18 protein-coding genes are annotated in these 20323 nt (G+C 66.2%); 12 read left to right on the forward strand and 6 right to left on the reverse strand.

The window, feature by feature from the left end; genetic code table 11:
- Positions 1-25 precede the first annotated feature (25 nt).
- A complete protein-coding gene (locus AC6R2M_RS15230) occupies positions 26-232 on the forward strand; it encodes a hypothetical protein (RefSeq protein ID WP_500483568.1) in 207 nt (68 codons plus the stop codon).
- Between the two features lie 109 nt (positions 233-341).
- Here the strand turns inward: AC6R2M_RS15230 and AC6R2M_RS15235 are convergent, their stop codons facing one another.
- From AC6R2M_RS15235 to AC6R2M_RS15250, 4 genes are all read right to left on the reverse strand, one after another.
- Positions 342-1682, reverse strand: coding sequence for an HlyD family type I secretion periplasmic adaptor subunit (locus AC6R2M_RS15235; RefSeq protein ID WP_500483570.1), 1341 nt, complete (start codon positions 1680-1682; stop codon positions 342-344).
- Positions 1683-1692: 10 nt separating this feature from the next.
- Positions 1693-3912, reverse strand: a complete 2220-nt coding sequence (locus AC6R2M_RS15240) for a type I secretion system permease/ATPase (protein ID WP_500483572.1) — start codon at positions 3910-3912, stop codon at positions 1693-1695.
- Between the two features lie 17 nt (positions 3913-3929).
- Entirely contained in the window at positions 3930-5975 is a 2046-nt protein-coding gene (locus tag AC6R2M_RS15245; RefSeq protein WP_500483574.1) for a type I secretion protein, read from the reverse strand.
- A gap of 194 nt (positions 5976-6169) precedes the next feature.
- Positions 6170-8092 (reverse strand): hypothetical protein, encoded by a 1923-nt coding sequence (locus AC6R2M_RS15250; RefSeq protein WP_500483576.1) that lies wholly within the window; start codon positions 8090-8092, stop codon positions 6170-6172.
- A 574-nt stretch (positions 8093-8666) separates the two neighbouring features.
- On the opposite strand from AC6R2M_RS15250, the gene AC6R2M_RS15255 reads away from it, so the two are divergent.
- The 11 genes from AC6R2M_RS15255 to AC6R2M_RS15305 all read left to right on the forward strand — a co-directional run bounded on the left by AC6R2M_RS15255 (position 8667) and on the right by AC6R2M_RS15305 (position 19064).
- Positions 8667-9437, forward strand: a complete 771-nt coding sequence (locus AC6R2M_RS15255; RefSeq protein WP_500483578.1) for a helix-turn-helix transcriptional regulator — start codon at positions 8667-8669, stop codon at positions 9435-9437.
- Positions 9434-9928: a hypothetical protein gene (locus AC6R2M_RS15260; protein WP_500483580.1), complete on the forward strand. Its 495-nt coding sequence runs from the start codon at positions 9434-9436 to the stop codon at positions 9926-9928. The genes AC6R2M_RS15255 and AC6R2M_RS15260 overlap by 4 nt, the downstream gene beginning before the upstream one ends.
- Positions 9929-10616: 688 nt before the next feature.
- Complete coding sequence (locus AC6R2M_RS15265; RefSeq protein WP_500483582.1) at positions 10617-11138, forward strand: hypothetical protein; 522 nt, start codon at positions 10617-10619, stop codon at positions 11136-11138.
- A gap of 249 nt (positions 11139-11387) precedes the next feature.
- Complete coding sequence (locus tag AC6R2M_RS15270) at positions 11388-11948, forward strand: transglutaminase-like cysteine peptidase (RefSeq protein ID WP_500487624.1); 561 nt, start codon at positions 11388-11390, stop codon at positions 11946-11948.
- 641 nt (positions 11949-12589) lie between these two features.
- A complete protein-coding gene (locus tag AC6R2M_RS15275; protein ID WP_500483584.1) occupies positions 12590-13516 on the forward strand; it encodes a LysR family transcriptional regulator in 927 nt (308 codons plus the stop codon).
- Between the two features lie 113 nt (positions 13517-13629).
- On the forward strand, positions 13630-14430 hold the full coding sequence (locus tag AC6R2M_RS15280) for a carbon-nitrogen hydrolase family protein (RefSeq protein ID WP_500483586.1): 801 nt from the start codon (positions 13630-13632) through the stop codon (positions 14428-14430).
- 11 nt (positions 14431-14441) lie between these two features.
- Positions 14442-15113: an RraA family protein gene (locus AC6R2M_RS15285; protein WP_500483588.1), complete on the forward strand. Its 672-nt coding sequence runs from the start codon at positions 14442-14444 to the stop codon at positions 15111-15113.
- 32 nt (positions 15114-15145) lie between these two features.
- Entirely contained in the window at positions 15146-16201 is a 1056-nt protein-coding gene (locus tag AC6R2M_RS15290) for an ABC transporter substrate-binding protein (protein ID WP_500483590.1), read from the forward strand.
- Positions 16202-16325: 124 nt separating this feature from the next.
- Positions 16326-17384, forward strand: a complete 1059-nt coding sequence (locus tag AC6R2M_RS15295) for an ABC transporter ATP-binding protein (protein ID WP_500487625.1) — start codon at positions 16326-16328, stop codon at positions 17382-17384.
- Positions 17381-18259 (forward strand): ABC transporter permease, encoded by an 879-nt coding sequence (locus tag AC6R2M_RS15300; protein ID WP_500483592.1) that lies wholly within the window; start codon positions 17381-17383, stop codon positions 18257-18259. The genes AC6R2M_RS15295 and AC6R2M_RS15300 overlap by 4 nt, the downstream gene beginning before the upstream one ends.
- Positions 18260-18269: 10 nt before the next feature.
- Positions 18270-19064 carry an ABC transporter permease gene (locus tag AC6R2M_RS15305; RefSeq protein ID WP_500483594.1) on the forward strand — a complete coding sequence of 265 codons (795 nt, stop codon included), beginning with the start codon at positions 18270-18272 and terminating at the stop codon, positions 19062-19064.
- A gap of 264 nt (positions 19065-19328) precedes the next feature.
- Here AC6R2M_RS15305 and AC6R2M_RS15310 read toward each other — a convergent pair whose 3' ends face one another.
- Together AC6R2M_RS15310 and AC6R2M_RS15315 are read right to left on the reverse strand one after the other, a co-directional pair.
- A complete protein-coding gene (locus AC6R2M_RS15310; protein WP_500483596.1) occupies positions 19329-19547 on the reverse strand; it encodes a hypothetical protein in 219 nt (72 codons plus the stop codon).
- A 28-nt stretch (positions 19548-19575) separates the two neighbouring features.
- Entirely contained in the window at positions 19576-20265 is a 690-nt protein-coding gene (locus tag AC6R2M_RS15315; RefSeq protein ID WP_500483598.1) for a hypothetical protein, read from the reverse strand.
- Between the last annotated feature and the right edge of the window lie 58 nt (positions 20266-20323).

The raw sequence follows: 20323 nt of genomic DNA on the forward strand, positions 1-20323 counted from the left end.
CGGCTCTTCGATCGCGATTGCGGGTATGACGATCGAGGCAGGCGATCTCGTCCTCGGTGACCTTGACGGCGTCGTCTCGATACTTCGCTTCGACGCCGATGATGTTCTCTCGCGCACGCGAAAGAAGAACGAGGGCGAGACCCGGCGGATGGAGGCGACGATGGCCGGAACCATCGATCGCTCCCGAATCGACAAAGCCTTGATCGAGGCCGGCTGCGAATTCGTCGATTGAGCAAACGTTCCTCTGGCGATCTCGATCTCTTCGAAGATCGGTCGCGGTGACGCGATGACCGCCAGTTTGTGGCAGTCGCTTGAGTCACAACAATCGGTCCCGGACGCTCTCAATGCTCGTTGAAGGCTCGGGACATGGAATCGCGGATCGGCTTGGTGATGTAGTCGAAGAACGTCCGCTCGTCCGTCTTGACCAGCACCTCCGCCGGCATTCCGGGCGTCGGGGCAAAGCCCGGAATGCGGGCGATCTCGCTCGGCGAGACCTCGACGCGGGCGACGTAGACTTCCCTACTCTCCATGCCGGCCGCGACCTGAACCGCGTCGGCCGAAACGTAGAACACGCGCCCCGTCAGGATCGGCGTCGTTCGCTGGTTGAGCGCCGTCAACCGGACCGAGGCGTCCTCCGAGACCCGCACCAGATCGATGTCGGTCCGCGGGATCTGCGTCTCGATGATCAGCGGAACGTCGGAAGGCAGGATTTCCATGATCGGCTTGCCGTTCTCCACGACGCCGCCGACCGAGTGGTAGTAGAGCCGGACGACCGTGCCGGACGAGGGCGCGGAAATGGTCGTGCGGTCGAGCACGTTGCTGGCTTCCAGCATCTTCTCGCGAACCGTATCGAGCTCGGCTTCCACGGTCTGCAGCTCTTCGAGCGCGGCCTGCCCATAGGTGTCCTTCGCCTGAGCAACCTGCTGCTCGACGCGCGTGATCTGTGCGTTGGTCTCCGAAATCTCCGCCTGCAGGCGTCCGGCCTGGCCCTCTGCGTCGGCGATGGCACGCCGGAGCGCCGAGATCTCCGGGCGGCGCAACAGACCCTTGTCGAGAAGTTCCTGCTTTCCGACGAGCTCCTCCTGAAGAAGATCGAGCTGACGGTGCACGGAATCCAGTTGCTGCGCGTAGCCTTCGGTGCGGAACCGCAGCGAGGCGGCGTTCTGTTCGAGCAGGCCGACATCGGTGCGCAGCTTGACGCGCGTCGAGGCGAAGATCGTCTCCTGGCTGGCGCGGATGGCCGCGATGTCGGCATCGTCGAGATGGTCCTCGATCATCGACGGGAAGGCGATGGGCGCGTCGCCGACGAGCGGGGTCTTCAGGCGCGCGACCACGGCCTCCAGCCGCGCGCGGCGAAGGTAGAACTGCCGCTCGTCCGCCAGTGCGGCCGTCTCGTCGAGGCGCAGCAGCGGCTGGCCGGCGACGACCCGGCTGCCCTCATCGACCAGGAGCTCCTTGATGACGCCGCCGCCGAAGTGCTGGACGATCTTGTTCTGGCCGGTCGCCACGAAGCTGCCTTGCGCGATGATGGCGGCGGAGAGGGGAGCGGTCAGGCCCCAATAGCCGAAGCCTCCGAAGGTCACGCCCATGAGAAGGAGGCCGACGACGGTCTGCTTGCGGATGGAGCGCGGCACCTCGGAGTACCATGCGACGTCGTGGAAACTGGCGATCTCGGTGCCCATCGTGGTCTTCCTACTGGATCTGTCCGAGCGGCCCGCCGCCGTCGAGCCGCGTGCCCCGCGCCGAAAGGGCCGAGAGCACGTCCTGCCGCATGCCGAAGAGGGCAACCGTGCCGTTCGACAGGACGAGGATCTTGTCGACGCTCTGCAGGAGCGAGGGACGCTGAGTGATGGTGACGACGGTGATCGCCTGCGACTTGGCATGAGCCAGCGCCTTGGCGAGCGCCGCATCGCCGGCGCTGTCGAGGTTGGAGTTCGGCTCGTCGAGGACGACGAGGCGCGGATTGCCGAAGAAGGCGCGGGCCAGAGCGATGCGCTGCTTCTGCCCACCGGAAAGCGGCGCGCCGTCGGCCGCGACGAAGGTCTCGTAGCCGTGGGGCAACGAGGAGATCATCTCGTGGACGTCGGCGAGCTGGGCGGCCTGGTAGATGTCGGCATCGCTCGCCTCGTCCCGCATGCGGGCGATGTTCGCCTTCACCGTGGCGGGAAAGAGCTGCACATCCTGCGGCAGGTAGCCGATGTTCTCGCCAAATTGGCGCTGGTCCCAGTTGCGAAGGTCCATCAGGTCCAGGCGGACATTGCCCGAGGTCGGCAGGATCGACCCGACCAGCATCTTGCCGAGCGTCGTCTTGCCGGCTCCCGAATTACCGATGATGGCGAGAGAGTCGCCCGGCTGGAGCGAGAAGGACAACCCGTTCAGCACCACGCGCTTGGTGCCCTGCGGAACGTAGAGCAGGCGTTCGACGTCGAGCCGGCCTTCGGGGCGGGGCAGGTTCAGGCGCTCGAAGTTGAGCGGGGAGCCCTGGAGGAGGCTCGCGATACGCCCGTAGGCGCTTCTGGCTTGCGAGAAATTGTTCCAGCCGTCGATGGCGCCCTCGATCGGGGCGAGTGCGCGGCCCGCGATGATCGACGCCGCGATCACCATGCCGCCGGTGAGCTGGCCCTCGAGCGCCAGATAGGCGCCCCATCCGAGCATCGTCACCTGCGTCAGCATGCGCGAGCCGCGTGAGAAGGCCGCAAAGAGGATGTTCCTGTCCTGTGCCTCGACCTGCGCCTTGAGGGAGCCGGCCGTATCCCGCCCCCAGATCCGGACGGCCTCCGGGATCATTGCCAGCGCGTTGATGATCTGAGAGTTCCGCGACATGGAGTCGAGATGCAGATTGGCCTTGGACTGGTGGAGGTTGGCTTCGGCGAAGGGGGCGGCCGTCGCGCGCTGGTTCAGGAGAGTTACGACGAGAAGCACCAGAGAGGAGACGACGACGATCCAGCCGAGATCGGGGTGGATGAGGAAGGTCGCGGTCACGAAGATCGGGGCCATCGGCGCGTCGAGGAAGGAGAGGAGCGTGCCGGAGACGAGGAAGCCGCGCAGTTGCTGGACGTCTCCCAGCGTCTGGTACTCGCGCCCGTTCGAGTGAAGGGAAGCCCTTGCCGCCGCGCTCAGAACGGGGCCGCCCAGCTGCGCCGCGACCTCGACCGCCGTGCGCATGAGGATGAAGCGGCGGATGGCATCGAAGGCGGACTGTAGGATCACGGCCCCGACGATCAGCATCGTCAGCATGACGAGCGTGTCCACCGACCGGCTGGTGAGCACGCGGTCGGAAATCTGGAAGAGGTAGATCGGGATCGCGAGGACGAGAACGTTCGTCGCGACGGTGAAAAGCATCACGATCATCAGATTGCGCCGGATCGCCTTGATCGCGTTCTTGAGGATCGCGCCGAAATCCACCGGACCGAGGCGCTTGTGAAAGACGCCAGCACCACCGCCGTTCCCGCCATGGCCGCCTCCTCCGCCGCGCGAGGCCGGCGGCTGCCCGCCGCCCGTCGTCGGAAGTGCGGGGATCGGGCCGCTGTCGCCGTCGATCGTGATCATACCGGGAGGTGCTTTGGGGGCCGTTCCGTCGCGGGCTTCCGGCGCCTTGGCCTCGGGCACCCTGGTCTCAGGCCCCGCGGCCGGCGGGGGAATGGTCTGCGCCCCTCCGCTCTCCTCGACGAAGGCATGCGGTGTCGCGGGAGAGGAGACGGGCGTCGTGTCCGCCCAGCTGTCTTCCGGCGCGGCCTCCTCGCGTGCGGGCGGCTCCAGAATGGCATCGACCGCCCGGCGGATGCGGAACAGCGATCGTTCGATCTCGTCGTCGAACCGGCGGAGATCGTCGTCTCGTCCGCCTCCGCCGTCACCCGTCGAGGCGATCTCGTCGGCTCCGAGACGAGCGAAGCGGTTGTCGCGGTCGTCCATCGTCCTGTCCCCCGGCTTCAGGCGAGCATGGTCTGCATCGGGTCGGCGGACGACAGGTCCGCAGACGGCGCGATGGAATGGATGGGGGCGTCGGGCGAACCGTCGGCGGCGCCGTCGTCGAGGAAGGCGACGGCCTCGCTGACGAGCTCGTCGGCGCTTCGGCCTGCGAGATCGAGGGCCGGCGCGTCGGAGACGAGCTCGGCCTGGATCAGGATCTCGTCGGAATAGATCTCGCCACCGACATAGGTCTTGCCCAGGGCATCGACGTCGAGGATCTGAGCGAAATTGACGAGCGTGTTCGCCCCGGTCGAGACGCTCCATTGCGCATCCGGCACCGCCTTCGCCGCATCCATCGCCAGGGCCACCTGGTCGCTGTCGCCGAGGACGTTGGTCTGCTTGACGAAGTTCAGATTGATGATGTCGCCGGTGATGTAGAGCACCTTGAGCGCGCCCGATCCGGCGAAGGCGGGATCGGACAGGACACCGGCCGGCGCGCTCCGGTCGCCGTTCGCCAGGGCGGAGGCCGCGTCCCGGTACGGCTGCGTCATCGGTTCGAACCGGTCGGCGGCGCCGACATTGGCGATGCCTGCCTCGTTCCACAGTAGGTTGCCGGCCGTGGCGACACCGCTGCCCCCTGCCGCGCCACTAAAGCCCGAGACCGCGCCGATCAGGTCGTCGTCGAGGAGAACGTTCATCTGATAGATGACGCTGGCGTCGTAGACGCTGCCGCCGATGACGATGAGGTCGTAGGCATGACCGAGTTCGGCGAGCGACACGGCATTGCGCGCCCCGTTCTCGCCGGTGATGATTTCGGCCTTCGATCCCGTTGCCGACAGGACCGCCAAGTCGTTGTCGGTCATGAAGGTCATCTGCTCGATCCAGTTGAGGATCACGAGATCACCCGTGACCTGCGTGACGACCCAGAAGCTCGGGAAGTCGTCGGCGGGCGCCGAGGCGTCTCCGCCGTCGTCCGGGTCGATCCGCTCGAAGCTCGCGATATTGAAGCCGAGCGTCGCTGCATCCTCGGCCGAAACCCCGATCGCACCGGTCACATGGTCGATGTCCGACCAGACGTTCACCTGGACGATGGCGTTGAGCTCGACATGGTCGCCGACGATCGCGGTGACCGTCGCGGCCAGCCAGCTGGAGTTCAGCGTCACCGAATTCACCAGCGTGTTGCCGCCGGCCTGAAGCTCGACCGAAGGCTGCGGACCGCTGGCAACGCCCGGAGCGTCGTCCATGCTCTCGTCCAGGGTGCGGCCGAGCGGCCGGTCGGGCGCGCTCGGCTGCCATCCGTTCTCGAAAACGCCGTCTTCCTCGCCGCTCTCCTGCGGGCGGTAGACGCTGAAGTCGGGCGTCTGTTCGACGCGTGCTCCGTTCACGAAAACGCCGTCGAGGGTCGAGCCCTTCACGATGGCGATGTCGGCCGCCAGATGGTCCGCCGTCTCGTAGGCGTCCAGCGTCTCGCGCAGCGATACGACGAAATCCTTGATCGCCTGCGGCGTGCCGGGCTGGTCGAGTTCCATGCCGAGAGACAGGGCGTCGGCCTTGTCGGCCAGCGCGTCGAGCGCGGCCCCGGGGTTCAGGATGCCCTCGAAGGTCAGGCCGTGGCCGCCGTAGGACAGGCTGTCGTCGTCCGACATCATGGCCGCCTGTTTGGCGACCACCGCGACCGAGCCCGGCGGCTGGAGCTGCGGCAGGCGGACGGAAATGGCGTCGAAAGCGGCGACCGGCGGGGCGGGCAGCCGAGGGCCTGACAGGTGCTGCCAGAAGTTCGGCGCCGCCAGTTCCGCGTCGAGGCGCCGGTCGATCAAATCGAGGCCGGTCCAGCGAGGCTCGAGGGGCGGCGGGACCGGCGCGTAAGGGATGTAAGGGTCGAAGCCGTCGAACTCGTGCGGGGAACGGATGGCGACGCCGCGCGGATCGAGCAAGGGGGCTTCGTCCTCATGCGCGGGTCGGACATCGAACTTGCGGTGGGTCTCCCGCAGCCGCATCTCTTCGATCGCGATGTCGAAGAGACCGGCGAAGTGGGCGATCGTTTCGGTGATCCTGTCGAGGGCCATCGGACTTCCTCCATTCCGGGCGGCGGGTGCCGTCGGGCAGAAGGGCTGCGCGACGTCTTGGGGCCGCGCAGTCCGTTGTGGTTCTTCCATTGAGAGTGAGGGCGTCCGCCCGGCGGACCGCGAGGGGGATTGGAGCGCGGTGCCGGCAGCGGCAAGCGCCGCGGATCCGGGGGAAGATCCGCGGCGCTCTCGGATCAGCTGTTGGCGTGATCCGTGCCGCCATCCTCGCCGGCGAGGGTGGAGTGGAAGTTCCCGCCGACCACCGTCATATCGACGGTGTTGCCCTGCAGGTTCGCGCCCATCACGATCTGCTGGTTGAAGGCGTTGGTATCGATGATGCCGTCGGCCGAGGCGTGGCTGGTGCCTTCCACGAAGCCGTCGTCACCATTGTCCGAGCCCCAGGAACCGGCCGCGCTGCCCGCGCCGCCATATCCGGTGGAGGCCATGCCTCCGGCTCCGCCGAAGCCGCCGGTCGAGCCCCAGGCGTCGCCGCCCGCAGCCGCTCCGCCGGTTCCGCCGCCGGCCCAGGTGCCCGTCAGCGCGATCCCTCCGCCGGCCCCGCCGGTCGCGTCACCGCCGAGGGCCTGGCCGGCCGTCGAGGCGCCGCTGGTGCTGTCGCCGGCATTGGCCATGCCGCCCGCACCGCCGGCCCCGCCGGTGGCATAGCCGTTGCCGCCGCCCGTGCCCGAGCCGTCTCCGGCGCCCGACCCGTAGTCGCCGGCTCCGCCGTCGCCGCCCGCGCCGCTGGCACCGCCCGCACCGGTGGCACCGCCCGCGCCGCCGGCTCCGCCGCCGCCACCACCGCCGCCACCGCCGGCCCCGCCGGCACCACCCTGGTTATGAGCGGCCTGGTCGCCGTCGTCGTCGCTCGACGAGCCGCTGCGCGGCGTCGTGCCATGGCCGAAAAGCGGCTGGTACCCGCCGCCCATCGAGGGCGTGCCGTCGATGTTCGTCGCCGAGGCGTCACCGCCGTCGCCGCCGGACCCGCCCTTGCCGCCGTTTCCGCCGTCGCCGCCGTAGCTGTCGCCGGACGATCCGCCCTTGCCGGAGGAGTCGCCGGCTCCGCCGTCGCCGCCTTCGCCCCGGCCGTAGCCGACGCCCAAGCCGACGCCGAGCCCGACGCCGTAGGCCGCTGCGCCAGCCGCGCCCGCGCCACCCGAGGCGTTTCCGCCCGAGCCGGACCCGTTGGAGGCATTGCCGCCCTGCGTCGACCCGCTCGTGGCGCCTCCGCCCGTTCCGACGCCGGAGGCGGAACCGCCCTGAGCATAGCCGCCCTTGCCCATGCCTCCGTCCGCCGAACCGCCATTCAGCGATCCGCCACCATAGCCCTTCCCGCCGATCGAGGCGGCGCCGCTACCCCCGCTACCGCCGCCGCCGCCGGCATCGATGCCGTCGTCGGAGGTGGCATGGCCGCCGCTCGCGTTGCCGCTCTGCGTCAGCGTGCCGTCGTTCGAGACGTTCGACAGATGATCGTCGTCCGAAAGATAGGCGTTCTGGCTGATGACGTTGCCGACATCGTTGCCTTCGCCGGTCAGGGCGTTGTTCAGGATGTTGTCGAAGTCGACGTTGAACATGCCGTCGATCGAGGCGTGATCCTGCAGGTCGATGTCGGCGAAGTCGTCGTCGGTCGGGTCGTATCCATCGAGGTTCAGCCCAACATTCACGTCCACCGTCGTGTCGCTGGTCGTATGGCTGGTGACGTTGTTCGAGCTGTGATTGCTCGTGTTGTTGGTATTGGTGTTGTCGTTGCGGCCGACGCTGGAGCTTTCGCTACCGGCGTTGGAGCCCGAGTTCGAACCGGAGTTGCTGCCGGCGTTCGACCCCGCGTTCGATCCTGCATTGCTCCCCGAGTTCGAGCCGGAGTTGCTCCCCGCGTTGCTCCCTGAGTTCGACCCGGCATTGCTTCCCGAGTTCGCACCGGAGTCGCTGTCCGCCGAATTGGACGAGTGGTTCCAGTTGCCGTTCTCGTTTGAGTTCCACTGACCCTGGATCTGGCCTTGGCCCTGACCCTGCAACTGGCCCTGACCCTGACCCTGCAGCTGATCCTGGCTCTGGTCCTGATCCTGGTCGTAGTTCGGGCCGTGGTAGCCCATGTTGTTTTGCGGTCTCGTGTTCATGGTCTTACTCCCTGGAGATGCCGCGCACGAGGACCGCCGTCTGTTTCAAACGGTCATGTCGTCGCGGCCATGTTGAAGATGAATTTCAATAGAGACATGTATTCCTGGCCACCTGCCCGAGGGGACGAGCGTTCAAGCGACCACACCGAATGCTGGTTGTATTGACTCCTCCATCGTTCCGATGGCGCGAAGGGCGAATCGATATTTAACCCCTCGCGTCTCGCAGCGATCGCCGGCTGGATTCAGCAAGCTTCTGTTTTCGCTTCGGAACGGCGGCAAATCTGGACGCAGGTTTAACGAAAAGTAACCTGCTATTTGGAGCTAGCCCCGCCGTGGGGCGCTCAACGAGAGGTCCGCATGCCCTTCGAGCTCGGGCTTAGACGGACGGAGTCCATTGTAGAATCAGGCGAGTCACGGGACGTTTAGCGACTCGGCTGGTACTGCGGGTTTCCGTAGCGTCGATTGCAAAAGCTGCTCCCAACGCCAGAGAAATAGCCTTAACGGATTATATCTTTTAGGAGTTTGAATAGTTATTGATGGGTGTGCGCGCAGCGAACGTACAGGACTTACCGAGATGGGTGGCTCGGCGGGGATCGAACGGAGGAACGGGGACAGGCAGGCCGCCGAGCGGTCCGGGCGCCGCTTTCTCCTCATCGTGTCGGAAGACGACCGCTACGTCTCCCCATGCCTCGTCCAGGCGATCCAGCACGAATTCCCCTGGCTCGACGTCCTGTCGGTCGCCTCCATCGAGCAGGTCTGTACGATGCCGGTGCGCGTCGAGCCGCTTCTGCTGATCGACTTCGCCCTCTGTTCCCAATACGAGGCCATGATGGACGATCTTCAACGCGCGCACCCGCACGCGGCGGTGGCCTTTCTGGCGAAGGGCGCGCGCGTTCCGGCAGCCGATCAGGTCCTCTGCCTTTCGGGCGTGCGCGGGGTCCTTCCGATGAGCCTCGCCCTGGATGTCTGGCTTGCGGCTCTGCGGGTTCTCATCCTGGGCGGTGAATATTTCTCAGCCGCCTTCCTTCTGGCCGCCGTCCGGTCCCGCAGCGCGTCGAGCGAGCCCCATCCTCCGCTCGCTCGTGGTGAGGAGACGCCGACACTGCGAGGGCTGACCGCGCGCGAGCTGCAGATCCTGGACCTCGTCTCCCGCGGGCAGCAGAACAAGCTGATCGCCGCCGCGCTCCGCCTGTCGGAGAATACGGTGAAGATCCACATCCACCACATCATTGCGAAGCTTGGAGTGCACAACCGGACGGAGGCTGCAGGCTTCTATCTCGAGATGCCGAAATCGGTCCGAGAGCGAGCTTTGAGCATGGCCGCGGCCGGGGGCGGCGGCCCATGACCGCCGCGGTTGCACGCCTTCCGGACGTTCTCCTCCTCGTCGGCCAGCTGAACTACAGCTGGACGAACACCGAAAGCCTGCTGATCCATTTGATCGCGGGCCTCGCACGTGTCGACAAGGAAACGGCGATCGTCATCTTCCTCACCTTGAACACGAGCAAGGCCCGGATCGACCTCGTCGAGCGGTTGGCCAAACTGCAGCGGACGCCGCTCGATCTGCGGGTCGCCGTCCTGTCGGCGACCGAACGGCTCACGCGACATTCGCGGCTGCGCAACCGTTACAGCCACTGCATCTACTCCTTCGATGAAACCGGTTCGCACGGCTCGACGCAGTTGATGCGCATCGTCGACGCAAAGGACGCGATCCACTACGGGAAAATCGAGGAGCTGGGCCCGTCGCAGTTGCGGGCGATCGCCAAGACGGTCGATGAGATCGCAAAGACCAATCGCGCCATCTGGGCCGTGGTCGATGCCTACGACTTTCCAAGATAGTCGTAGGCCAGTTGGAATTATATCGTTCTTAGAGAGAGAACGTTCGGGCGACGATCTTTCCTTGGCCGAGGGACATCGCGTCCTGTATCAAATATCGTCGTCATTTCCCTCGATCGCTGAGCCCTAAGTCGTCGATTTCGGCTCACCAGAGATTGCGAAACTCTCTCTTTCCTGACATCCTCCTCAACGGCCCAGATAGGCCTTTCCCTTCGCGCACCAATGAAAAGGGGACGGGAGCGCTTTTTCCAACTCAAGGAGGAAGTCATGCGCCTGTACCCGATTTTCTGTTCGTCTGCGGCTTTTGCCGCTCTGACCTGCACCCTCGCGGTTTCGGCATCCCCCGGCTCGGCCCTGGCCCAGCAGTCGGTCCGTCCGATCATGTCTGCCGGGCAGTGCCAACCGCTGACGCAGGGCAATTACGAAATGTGCTGCATCGCGGCCAACCGGACGTCGATCCTTTCGTCCGACGATCTCGCACGGTGCCCTCCGCTGACGACGTCCTTCGTCGCCCGCGCTCTCGACCGAGACGGTGAAGGCGGGCGGGAGGGAGCCAACAGCCTTTTCGCTGACGACGATTCCGGCCTCGAATTTTCCGGAGGCCCTGGATCGGGCGGCGGCGGCAACCCCGGCGGTGGCGGTGCGGCCGGTGGCTCGGGCGGCGGCGGGAGCTCCGGCGGCGGGAATCCCGGTGGCGGAAATCCTGGCGATGGCGGCAGTCCTGGCGGCGACAATCCGGGCGGCGGAGACCCAGGCGGGGGTACTCCGGGCGATGGCGGTAGCTCTGGCGGCGGTGGCTCCGGCGGAGGCGGTGGTGGTGGAGGCTCCGGGGGCGGCGGTTCCGGCGGCGGAGGCGGCAGCTCAGGATCTGGGGGCGGAAGCGGCGGTGCCGGCGGCGGCTCCGGCAGCAGCGGCGGAGGCTCCGGAGGGGCCGGCGGATCGGGAGGTGGCGCTGGCGGCTCCGACGGGGGATCGGGCGGTTCAGGGGGATCCGGCGGCGCGGGCGGCGGCTCAGGATCTGGCGGCGGAAGCGGCGGTGCCGGCGGCGGCTCCGGCAGCGGCGGCGGAGGCTCCGGAGGGGCTGGCGGGTCGGGAGGTGGCGCTGGCGGCTCCGACGGGGGATCGGGCGGTTCAGGGGGATCCGGCGGCGCGGGCGGCTGATAGAGCCGCGAAGGATCGCATCATCGAACGGGCGCTTCGGCGCCCGTTTTGATTCCGAGCGCCGTCACCCCCTCGTTTCGTCAGCCAGAAGCAAGGGTTCGCCTTCAATTTTGTCGCATTTGGCATGGAGTTCGCACTCGAAGGGGACTGAAGGGGTGATCGCGCAGATGGCGGACGGGACCGCACGCGTTCGACATGACCGATGACCGAGGGGGCCATCGTTCGAATCGACGGTAAATCCTTGGCGCCATCTTCATTCAGCCCGTCCATCCTGCCGGTTGCGAAACGGGGGATCGCCTGGATGCGGTTGTCGATCGGCATGCTCGCTCTCTCAGTCCTGGCCGGCTGCTCGGGAGCCGCTTCAACGAACCTGACGATGTCGACCTACGGCTATGCCTTCCCGCCGCCAGCCTTCAACGAATTCTGCCGGCTAGAGCCGGGGCTCTGCGCCTCGACGTCCGGGGAGCGGATCACCGCGTTGACGCCGGAGAAGCGCGAGGAGCTCGAGCGGGTGAACGCGAGCGTCAATCGCCGCATCGCCCAGCGCGACGACGGGCCGGACGGCAACAGAGGCGACCGCTGGCAGTCGGCGCTGACGGCTGGCGACTGCGAGGATCTCGCGATCCGCAAGAAGAGCGAACTGCTGGCGCTCGGATGGTCGCCGTCTTCGCTGCTCCTGACGGTGGCGCGGATGCCGCGAACTGGTACCGGGCACACAGTGCTGACGGTCCGCACCTCCGAGGGCGACCTTATCCTCGACAGTCTCGACAACCGCGTCCGCCCCTGGTCGCGCACGCGCTACGAGTACTTCGCACGCCAATCCCAGGACACGCATGGCAAATGGGAGCAGATCCGCAGCTAGCCGGCAACTTTCGAGTTTCGTGCCAGTCAGTGGACTGGCAAGTTCGAGCGGCGAACGACGCCAATCTCACCGGGAAGATCAAGCGCATTATCCTGGGCGGGGACGTCGAGCTCAGTTTCCCGTGACTTTCCTTGCAGCAGCGGCCCGTGCGTTCGCCGACCATCCCTCAGACTGGAGGCATGGGCTCAACCGCTCTGCGAAGGACTCCATTCGTTGAAGGAACCGCACATCCCGAGCGAATGGCATTCAGCGTCGCAACGCCTGCCCGCAAATGCGATCGCTTCATTTGCGGCCTGGAAATGATTTCTCTAACTCGTCACGTGTCATTTCTCACTCTCCGCAACGCAGGGTGGCAGTGAACGAGCCGTAGCAGCCACGTCCGCAAGCCCTCCAGCGCGGGCGGTTCGAACCGGACGTAAGTCCGGTCAACGAGCCGCTCATAGTCAAATCGGACTTGACCAGCGGCACAGGTAGAATGTTTCCGGCTCACGCTCTTGTGGTCCTCTCTTAAACGCATTTCCACTGACGCTCGCCGAGCGTCTGCATTCGAACGCATGGGGCAGGCCATTGCGGCGGCTCGACTTGCTCGGTTGAATTATCCGGGTCCTACTGTGGTGGCCCTGCCGACTATGGGAGCCGCTATGAACGTACGGTTTTTGGAAACGTTCATCTGGGTCGCGCGGCTCAGGAGCTTCTCGGCAACCGCCGAGCGCATGAACGCGACCCAAGCCGCGATCTCGGCTAGGATCGCTTCACTGGAGGACGAGCTGGGCGTCAAGCTCTTCGACCGGAGCGGTCGCGATGTGACGCTGACCTCCGAGGGGCTGACCGCGCTGGAGAGGGCCGAGACGATCGTTCGGCTGACCCAGCGCCTCTGCTCGGACCTGCGAGATCCCGCGACCCTGCGCGGAACCCTCAAGGTTGGCGTCATCGACACCATCTCGCACACTTGGCTCGTTCAGCTCATCGAGCTCGTCCGGCAGCGCTATCCGAACATCCGCCTGCAGCTCTACGCCGACACCAGCCTCGTCATCGCCGAGCACATCATGCGGCACGAGGTCGATCTCGGCCTTCTCATGGGGCCGGTCGCCGGGCCGTCGGTCGCCAATATCGACCTGTGCTCCTACGGCTGCATCTGGGCCGCCTCGCCCTCCCTTCCCATTCCCGAAGGCCGGCTCGGACCGAAGGAGCTCGGTGCATACCCGATCATCTCCTTCCCGCCGGCCTCCACGCCGCATCAGACGCTCTTGCGCCAGTTCCGCGAGTTCGAGGACGACGAGGTTCTGTTCTACACCTCCAATTCGCTCGCTACGATCATCCGCATGGTCCGGGACGGGATCGGCGTCGCAGCCTTGCCCACCGTCCTTGTACAGGACGAGATCGCCGACGGCAGCCTGCGTGTCCTCGACGTTGAGCCAACCTTCCCGCCGATCCCCCTGCACGCCTGCTTCGTGGAAGGCGGTCATTCGCTGCTTGCGTCGACGGTTGCGGAGCTCGCGAAGGATGTTGCGACCGCCTTTTGCGGGAGGCTACCGGATACGGTCGCGTGGTGCGGAGATTCTGCTTGAGAACCGCTACAAGAAATTTTTGTGCTTAGGACGGAAGTTTTTGAGTTGGACGACCTGAAAAATTGAGCGTCACCTGAGCGACATATTCCGAAGACGCTGGAGCAACGGGTCGGATGAAAGTCGCTCAGATACAGATGAACAGCCAGGGCGACAAGTCTTCGAACTTGTCGGAAGCCCGTCGCCTTCTCGATGAAGTTGCCCTGGACAAGCCGGACCTCGTGGTACTTCCAGAATACTGGGCCCTGCTCGGAAACGGTGCCGCCGAGTTCCACGACAGCGCGGAAGTCTTCCCCGACGGCGAGGCCTATCTTCTGATGCAGGAGATGGCCGCCAAGCACGGCTACGTCCTGCATGGCGGCTCGATCGTTGAGCGCGACGGCAATTCCTTCCACAACACCACCGTCGTCTTCGGTCGCGATGGGTCGCAGATCGCGCGCTACCGCAAGATCCACCTCTTCGACGTGGACGTGCCCGGCGGCGCCCGCCACCGCGAGAGCGAAACGATCGCCGCCGGCAACGAGGTCGTGACCTACGAGGTCGACGGGCGCACCGTCGGCTGCTCGATCTGCTACGACATCCGCTTCCCGGAACTCTTCCGCGCGCTCCGCGACAAGGGCGCCGAGGTGATCGTACTGCCGGCGGCCTTCACGCTGATGACCGGCAAGGATCATTGGGAGCTGCTGGCGCGGGCTCGCGCGGTCGAGACGCAGACCTACTTCCTCGCCACCGGCCAGTACGGCTTCCACGCCGATGGCACCAAGGCTTGCTACGGCCACACGATGGCGATCAACCCGTGGGGCCACATGATCGCGCAGGTCGGCGACCATGTCGGGTCGTCCATCTCGGTGCTCGACTTCTCTTACCTGGAGAAGGTCCGCCAGAACCTTCCCGTCGCCAACCACCACGTTCTGTGAGAAGCACTGCCATGTTCACGATCAATCCCCTGCCCGAGCAGGTCCCGGACGACGTCGTCGCGCTCCTGGAACAGGTCGAGACCGCGACCGTCGGCCACTTCCTGCATTCCGGCTTCGTCGACCAGCGCCTTCGCGCCGTCCTGCCGGAGAAGCGCGTAGCGGGAACGGCGGTGACGCTGCGCATCCCCGGCGCCGATTCCACCCTTCTCCACCACGTGCTGTCGCTCGTGCGCCCCGGCGACTTCCTCGTCATCGACCGCTGCGGCGACGTCAAGCATGCCTGCTGGGGCGGTGTCGTGACCCATGCGGCCAAGATCGCCGGCATCAAGGGCGGCGTCATAGACGGACCGGCTACCGACTTCTCGGAGGTCCGCAAGGTGGGCATGCCGCTCTGGTGCGCCGGCCCCTCGCCGATCACGACCAAGCTCCTCGGCCTCGAAGGCGCCTTCAACGTACCGGTCAGCGTCGGCGGCCAGACAGTGGAGCCGGGCGACGCGATCCTCGCCGACGAAAGCGGCGTCCTCGTCCTGAAGCCCGCCGAGGCCCGCGCTGTCGCCGAGCGCGCCATCGGCATGCAGGAGAACGAGGTCAAACTTCTGGAGCGCCTGCGTAATGGCGAGAAGCTGCCGGAGATTTCCGGTGCGACCGCCAAGATCGAGGCCGCTAACGCGAAAGCCGCCTGACGCGAAAACCGAAACCAACGGAGGAAGATGCCATGAAACGAACGACGCTTCTGACAGGAATTGCCGGTCTTGCCCTTCTCTCCGCCTCGGCGGCCGCGAACGCCCAGTCGGGCGAAGTCACGGTGGCGGCCTATGACGGCATCTTCCAGACCGAATACATGGCGACGGTGATCGCCGGCTTCGAGGAGGCCTTCCCCAACATCAGCGTCAACTACTACCCGATGCCGAACTCGGCGACCACGCTCGGCACCATGCGCGCCCAGCGCGCCGGACCCCAGCTCGATGTCGTCATCTTCGACGTCTCGGTCGCGAAAGCGGCGACCGACGAAGGCCTGCTGGCGCCCCTCGACGAGGCGGCGGTGCCCAACCTCGCCGATCTCGCCGACAACGCCTTCACCGAGGGCGTGAACGCGGCGGCGGTGACCTTCGACAACCTCGTCCTCCTCTACAACACCAAGACCATCGCGGAGGCCCCGACCAGCTGGGAAGCGCTCTGGGATCCCGCCCATGCCGGGCGCGTCGTCATACCGGCCGCACCCGACATCCAGGGCGTCGGTCTGACCATCATCGCCGACGCCATCGCCGGCGGCACCGATTACACGGCCGGGCTCGACGCGGGCGTGGAGCGCATGGGCGAGCTCGCCCCGAGCGTCCAGACCTGGGATCCGAGCCCCGACCCCTACCAGCCGATCATCACCGGCCAGGCCGACATGGGCATCGGCTGGAACGCGCGCGGCCAGATCTTCTCCGACCAGTCCGACGGCGCGATGGGCGTCGTCATCCCGGAGGAGGGCTCGATCTTCCAGGTCAACGTCATCGGCATCACCGAGGGCGCCCCGAACCTGGAGGCGGCGCAGACCTTCATGAACTACGCGCTCTCGCCGGAGGCCCAGGCCGCCTTCACCGAGCGCATGTTCTACGCGCCGACCAACGAGAAGGCCGAGCCTGCCGCCGAGGCGCTGGAGCGCACGGCCTCGACGCCCGAGCGCCTGGCCGCGATGATGGACATCAACTGGCTGCAGGTGGCGCAATTCCGCGAGGCGCTGACCGAGCGCTGGCGTCGCGAGGTGATCCCGCTGAGCCGCTGACGGCGCGCTGAAGATCCAAGGCAGACGACCCCGTCCAAGGAGTGGCGACGTGACGACCTTAGAGACGACCCCATCGCTCGAAGCACGGAACGGACGGGACAGGACGGAAGACGGCGAGGCGCATCTGCGGCTCGTCGACCTCGTCAAGAACTACGCCGCGGTCTCGGTCGTGCAGAAGCTGAACGTGGAGGTGCGGCGGGGCGAGCTGATCGCCCTCCTCGGCCCTTCCGGCTGCGGCAAGACGACGACGCTGCGCATGATCGCCGGACTCATCGCGGCGAGTTCAGGGCGCATCCTCGTCGATGGGCGGGAGGTGCAGAACCTTCCCGCCCATTCGCGCGACATGGGGCTCGTCTTTCAGAGCTACGCGCTCTTCCCGCACATGACGATCGCCCGCAACGTCGCCTTCGGGCTGGAGATGCGGAAGGTCCCGAAGGCGGACATCGCACGCCGCGTGAAGGCGGCGCTCGACCTCGTCCAGCTCGGCCATCTCTCCGAGCGCCGGCCCCGCGAACTCTCCGGCGGCCAGCAGCAGCGCGTCGCGCTCGCCCGCGCCCTCGTCGTCGAGCCGAGCATCCTGCTCCTCGACGAGCCGCTGTCGAATCTTGACGCCAAGCTGCGAGACCAGATGAGGGTCGAGATCCGCGACATCCAGCAGCGCCTCGGCATCACTACCGTCTTCGTCACGCACGACCAGGTCGAGGCCCTGTCCATGTGCGACCGCATCGCGGTCATGGAGGGCGGGCGGCTGGCGCAGATCGGCACGCCGAACGAGATTTACGAGGACCCCGCGACCCCGTTCGTCGCCGAGTTCGTCGGGCGCATCAACAAGCTGCCGGGCCGTGTGGGAGCGGACGGCGCGGTGGAGATCGGCGCCCACCGGTTCCGACCGCGCGCCGGCTCGCCGGCTTCGGGCGTGGCGACGCTGATGGTGCGCCCGCACCGGATCCGCATTTCCGACACACCCGCCACTTCGGGCGGGCTCAACGCGGCTGCCGGCACGGTCACCCGCGCGACCTATATCGGCGACATCGTCGAATACGCCGTCGACGTCGGCGGCTCGGCGCTTCAGGTCGAGCATGCCACCGGCGGCGGGCGCCGCACCTTCGCGGCCGGCGACCGCGTCCATCTCGACTGGTCGCCCGAGGATACGCTCCTCTTCTCCCAGGGAGGCGAGCGGTGAGCGCGGGGGTCGCGGAGGGCGGGATCGGCTCGAGCTTCGCGCAGACGCGCACGATCGCCCTCCTGATCCTGCCGATCATCCTCGTCAACGCCATCTCGTTCCTGTGGCCGACGCTCAGCCTCTTGCGGATGAGCTTCAACGAGCCGATCGCGGGCGGCGCGATTTCCGAGACGCTGACGCTTTCCAACTATCTCGGCGTGATGACCGATGGCTTCTATCTCGAGCTCGTCTGGAACTCGCTCTACCTCTGCACGATCATCACGCTCGCGACGCTCGTCCTGTCCTATCCGATCGCGCTCTTCATCCACCGGGCGCAGCCGCGCTGGAAAAGCCTTCTCGTCCTCCTTGTCATTTCGCCGCTCCTCGTCAGCGCTGTCGTTCGCACCTACGGCTGGATCATCATCCTGTCCGACCAGGGGCTGATCAACGCGACGCTCGTGAGCCTCGGCCTGATCGAGCGGCCGATGCGGCTGATATTCAACGATTTCGGCGTGGTGGTCGGGCTCGTCGAGATCCTGATGCCCTACATGATCCTGTCGCTGATGGCGGGGTTCGGACGGCTCGACGCCAATCTGGAGGACGCCGCGCAGTCGCTCGGGGCCAGGCGCTGGACGATCCTGTGGCGCGTCACCATCCCGCTGACCGCACCCGGGATCGCGCTCGGCTGCCTTCTCGTCTTCGTCCTGTCGATCTCCTCCTTCGTGACGCCCAAGCTCCTCGGCGGAGGCCGGGTGTTTCTTCTCGCCACTGAAATCTACGATCAGGCGATCGTCCTGTTGAACTGGCCGCTCGCCGCGACGCTTTCGATGCTCGTCCTCGTGATTTTCGGCGCCGCCCTCGTCGTCTACTCGCGCGTCGTGAAGGCGCTGGACTGAAGGACCGGTCATGGAAAAGAAGAACTCCGTCCCCTTCACCCTCCTCGTCGCGCTGCTCTTCGTCTTCTTGCTCGCGCCGGTCCTCCTCGTCGTGCCGATGAGCTTCTCCGGCGACAACTTCATGACCTTCCCGCCCTCCTCCTGGAGTCTTCGCTGGTACGCGGCCCTGCCGCAGAACCGGGTGCTGATCGGGGCGCTCTGGACGAGCCTCGGTCTGGCGACCGTCGTGACGGTGCTCTCCCTCGTCATCGCCATCCCGGCGGCCTACGCCATGGCGCGCATCCCCTTCGTCGGGCGCGACGCGCTGCTCTCGCTTTTTACCGCGCCGCTGCTCCTGCCCTCGATCGTGCTTGGCCTCGCCATCCTGATCGTCTTCGTCGAGGTGCAGTTCGTCGCGACCTTCCACGGCCTCGTCCTCGCCCATCTCGTCGTGACGCTGCCCTACGCTCTGCGTGTCCTTGTCACCGCGCTCTCCACCCTTCCGCCTTCCGTGGAGGAAGCTGCCGCGAGCCTCGGCGCCAAGCCCCTCGCCGTCTTTCGCCGTGTGACGCTGCCCCTGATGACACCCGGCATCGTCGCGTCCGCGGCCCTCGCCTTCCTCGTCTCCTTCGACGAGGTCGTGATCTCGCTCTTCGTCGTCGGCCCGCGGATCACCACGTTGCCCGTCGAGCTCTACCGCTATGTTGACACCCGCTCCGACCCGTTGGTGGCGGCGGCCTCGGTGTTCCTGATCCTCGGAACGCTTTTGATCGTCGTCCTCGTGGAGCGGACCATGGGTTTGAACCGCGCCGTCGGCAAAGGCTGACCCGACCAACTCGCTGATGGGCGAGCTGATGCCCGCCCACGCGGTCGGCCGCGGCGTGGCCGGCTTCGTCCTCTACGGCGCCATCCTCGACGCTGCCGATTCGCCTTGCGCAACTTGCCGGTCTACGCCACAGGTGTGACCCACCGCGCCCTTTATCGCGAAGGGGCTAACGAGACGGATTTCCAAGCGCCATCGAAGGCATGACGATCGAACTGGGCGATCTCCATCCTCGGCGATTTCGACGGCGTCGTCTCGGTGCTTCGTTCAGGCACGGAAGACGTCCTCGCTCGCACTCGGAAGAAGAACGACGCCGAGACGCGGCAGATAGAGGAGACGACGGCCGGAACCGTCGATCGCTCCCAAGTCGATGTCGATCGCTCCTGAGTCGATAAGGTGTTGATCGAAGCAGGTTGCGAATTCGTCGACTGACCACCAATGCGGGCTTTCGAACTGTTCGGCTCTATCCACGCTGGAAAAACGCATAGCCGTCCAGGCGCGAAGTGTAGAACCTCTACTCTAGCAACTTAAGGCTTGAAGACGACAACACGTACAAGCCCCTTGGTCCCGATGGAAGGTGCGAAAATTGGAAGCGGCGATCCGGTCTATCGACGGTCGCCGCTTCCAGCTTGGCTTCAATTGCCCCGGCTTGAACGTCCGAGGGAGCGGAAGCGCAGACGTGACGGATGGTCCGTTGACAGATGCACACTGTTTCTCGCCACCCGCTTCGTCCGTCCTGTGCCCTCCGGCTCACCAGTATTCGGATTGACGTCGTACTTCGGTGGGGTTCGGGCAGTTCCCCTTTGATCCGCTGGTACATAACCTTCATGTACCCGCGCATCTCGATCATGACCTGCTTCGGGTCGTCACCGGAGAACATCGGCTCGATCTCGGGCACGGGGCCTTTCGCGTCGTCCTCGCTCATACGGCGGGCCTCGATCCGAGCGAACTCGGCGCGCGCGAGTGCTGCAAGGATGCCGGCGATGCGCCGCGCGTCATGCGCCGGACGCGCACCGATGCCGATCCGGATCGGCGGCGTTGCCCGGCCGCCGCCGAGCGCGATCGGCAGCCGAATCTGGAAGAGGTAGCTCGTGCCGCACCGCACGAGATTGGGCTCGGGACCGCGGGACGCGACGCGCCGGCGAGGGCCGTCCGCCCCTGTCGGCAACGATACAATGCTCGATACACCACCCGATCCACGCACGTTTCGGCCACCCTTAGTAGGGCGCCCCGATGAGCAGAATCCCGGAAGAGCCGGGGTT

The organism is Aureimonas sp. CAS, assembly GCF_059838215.1.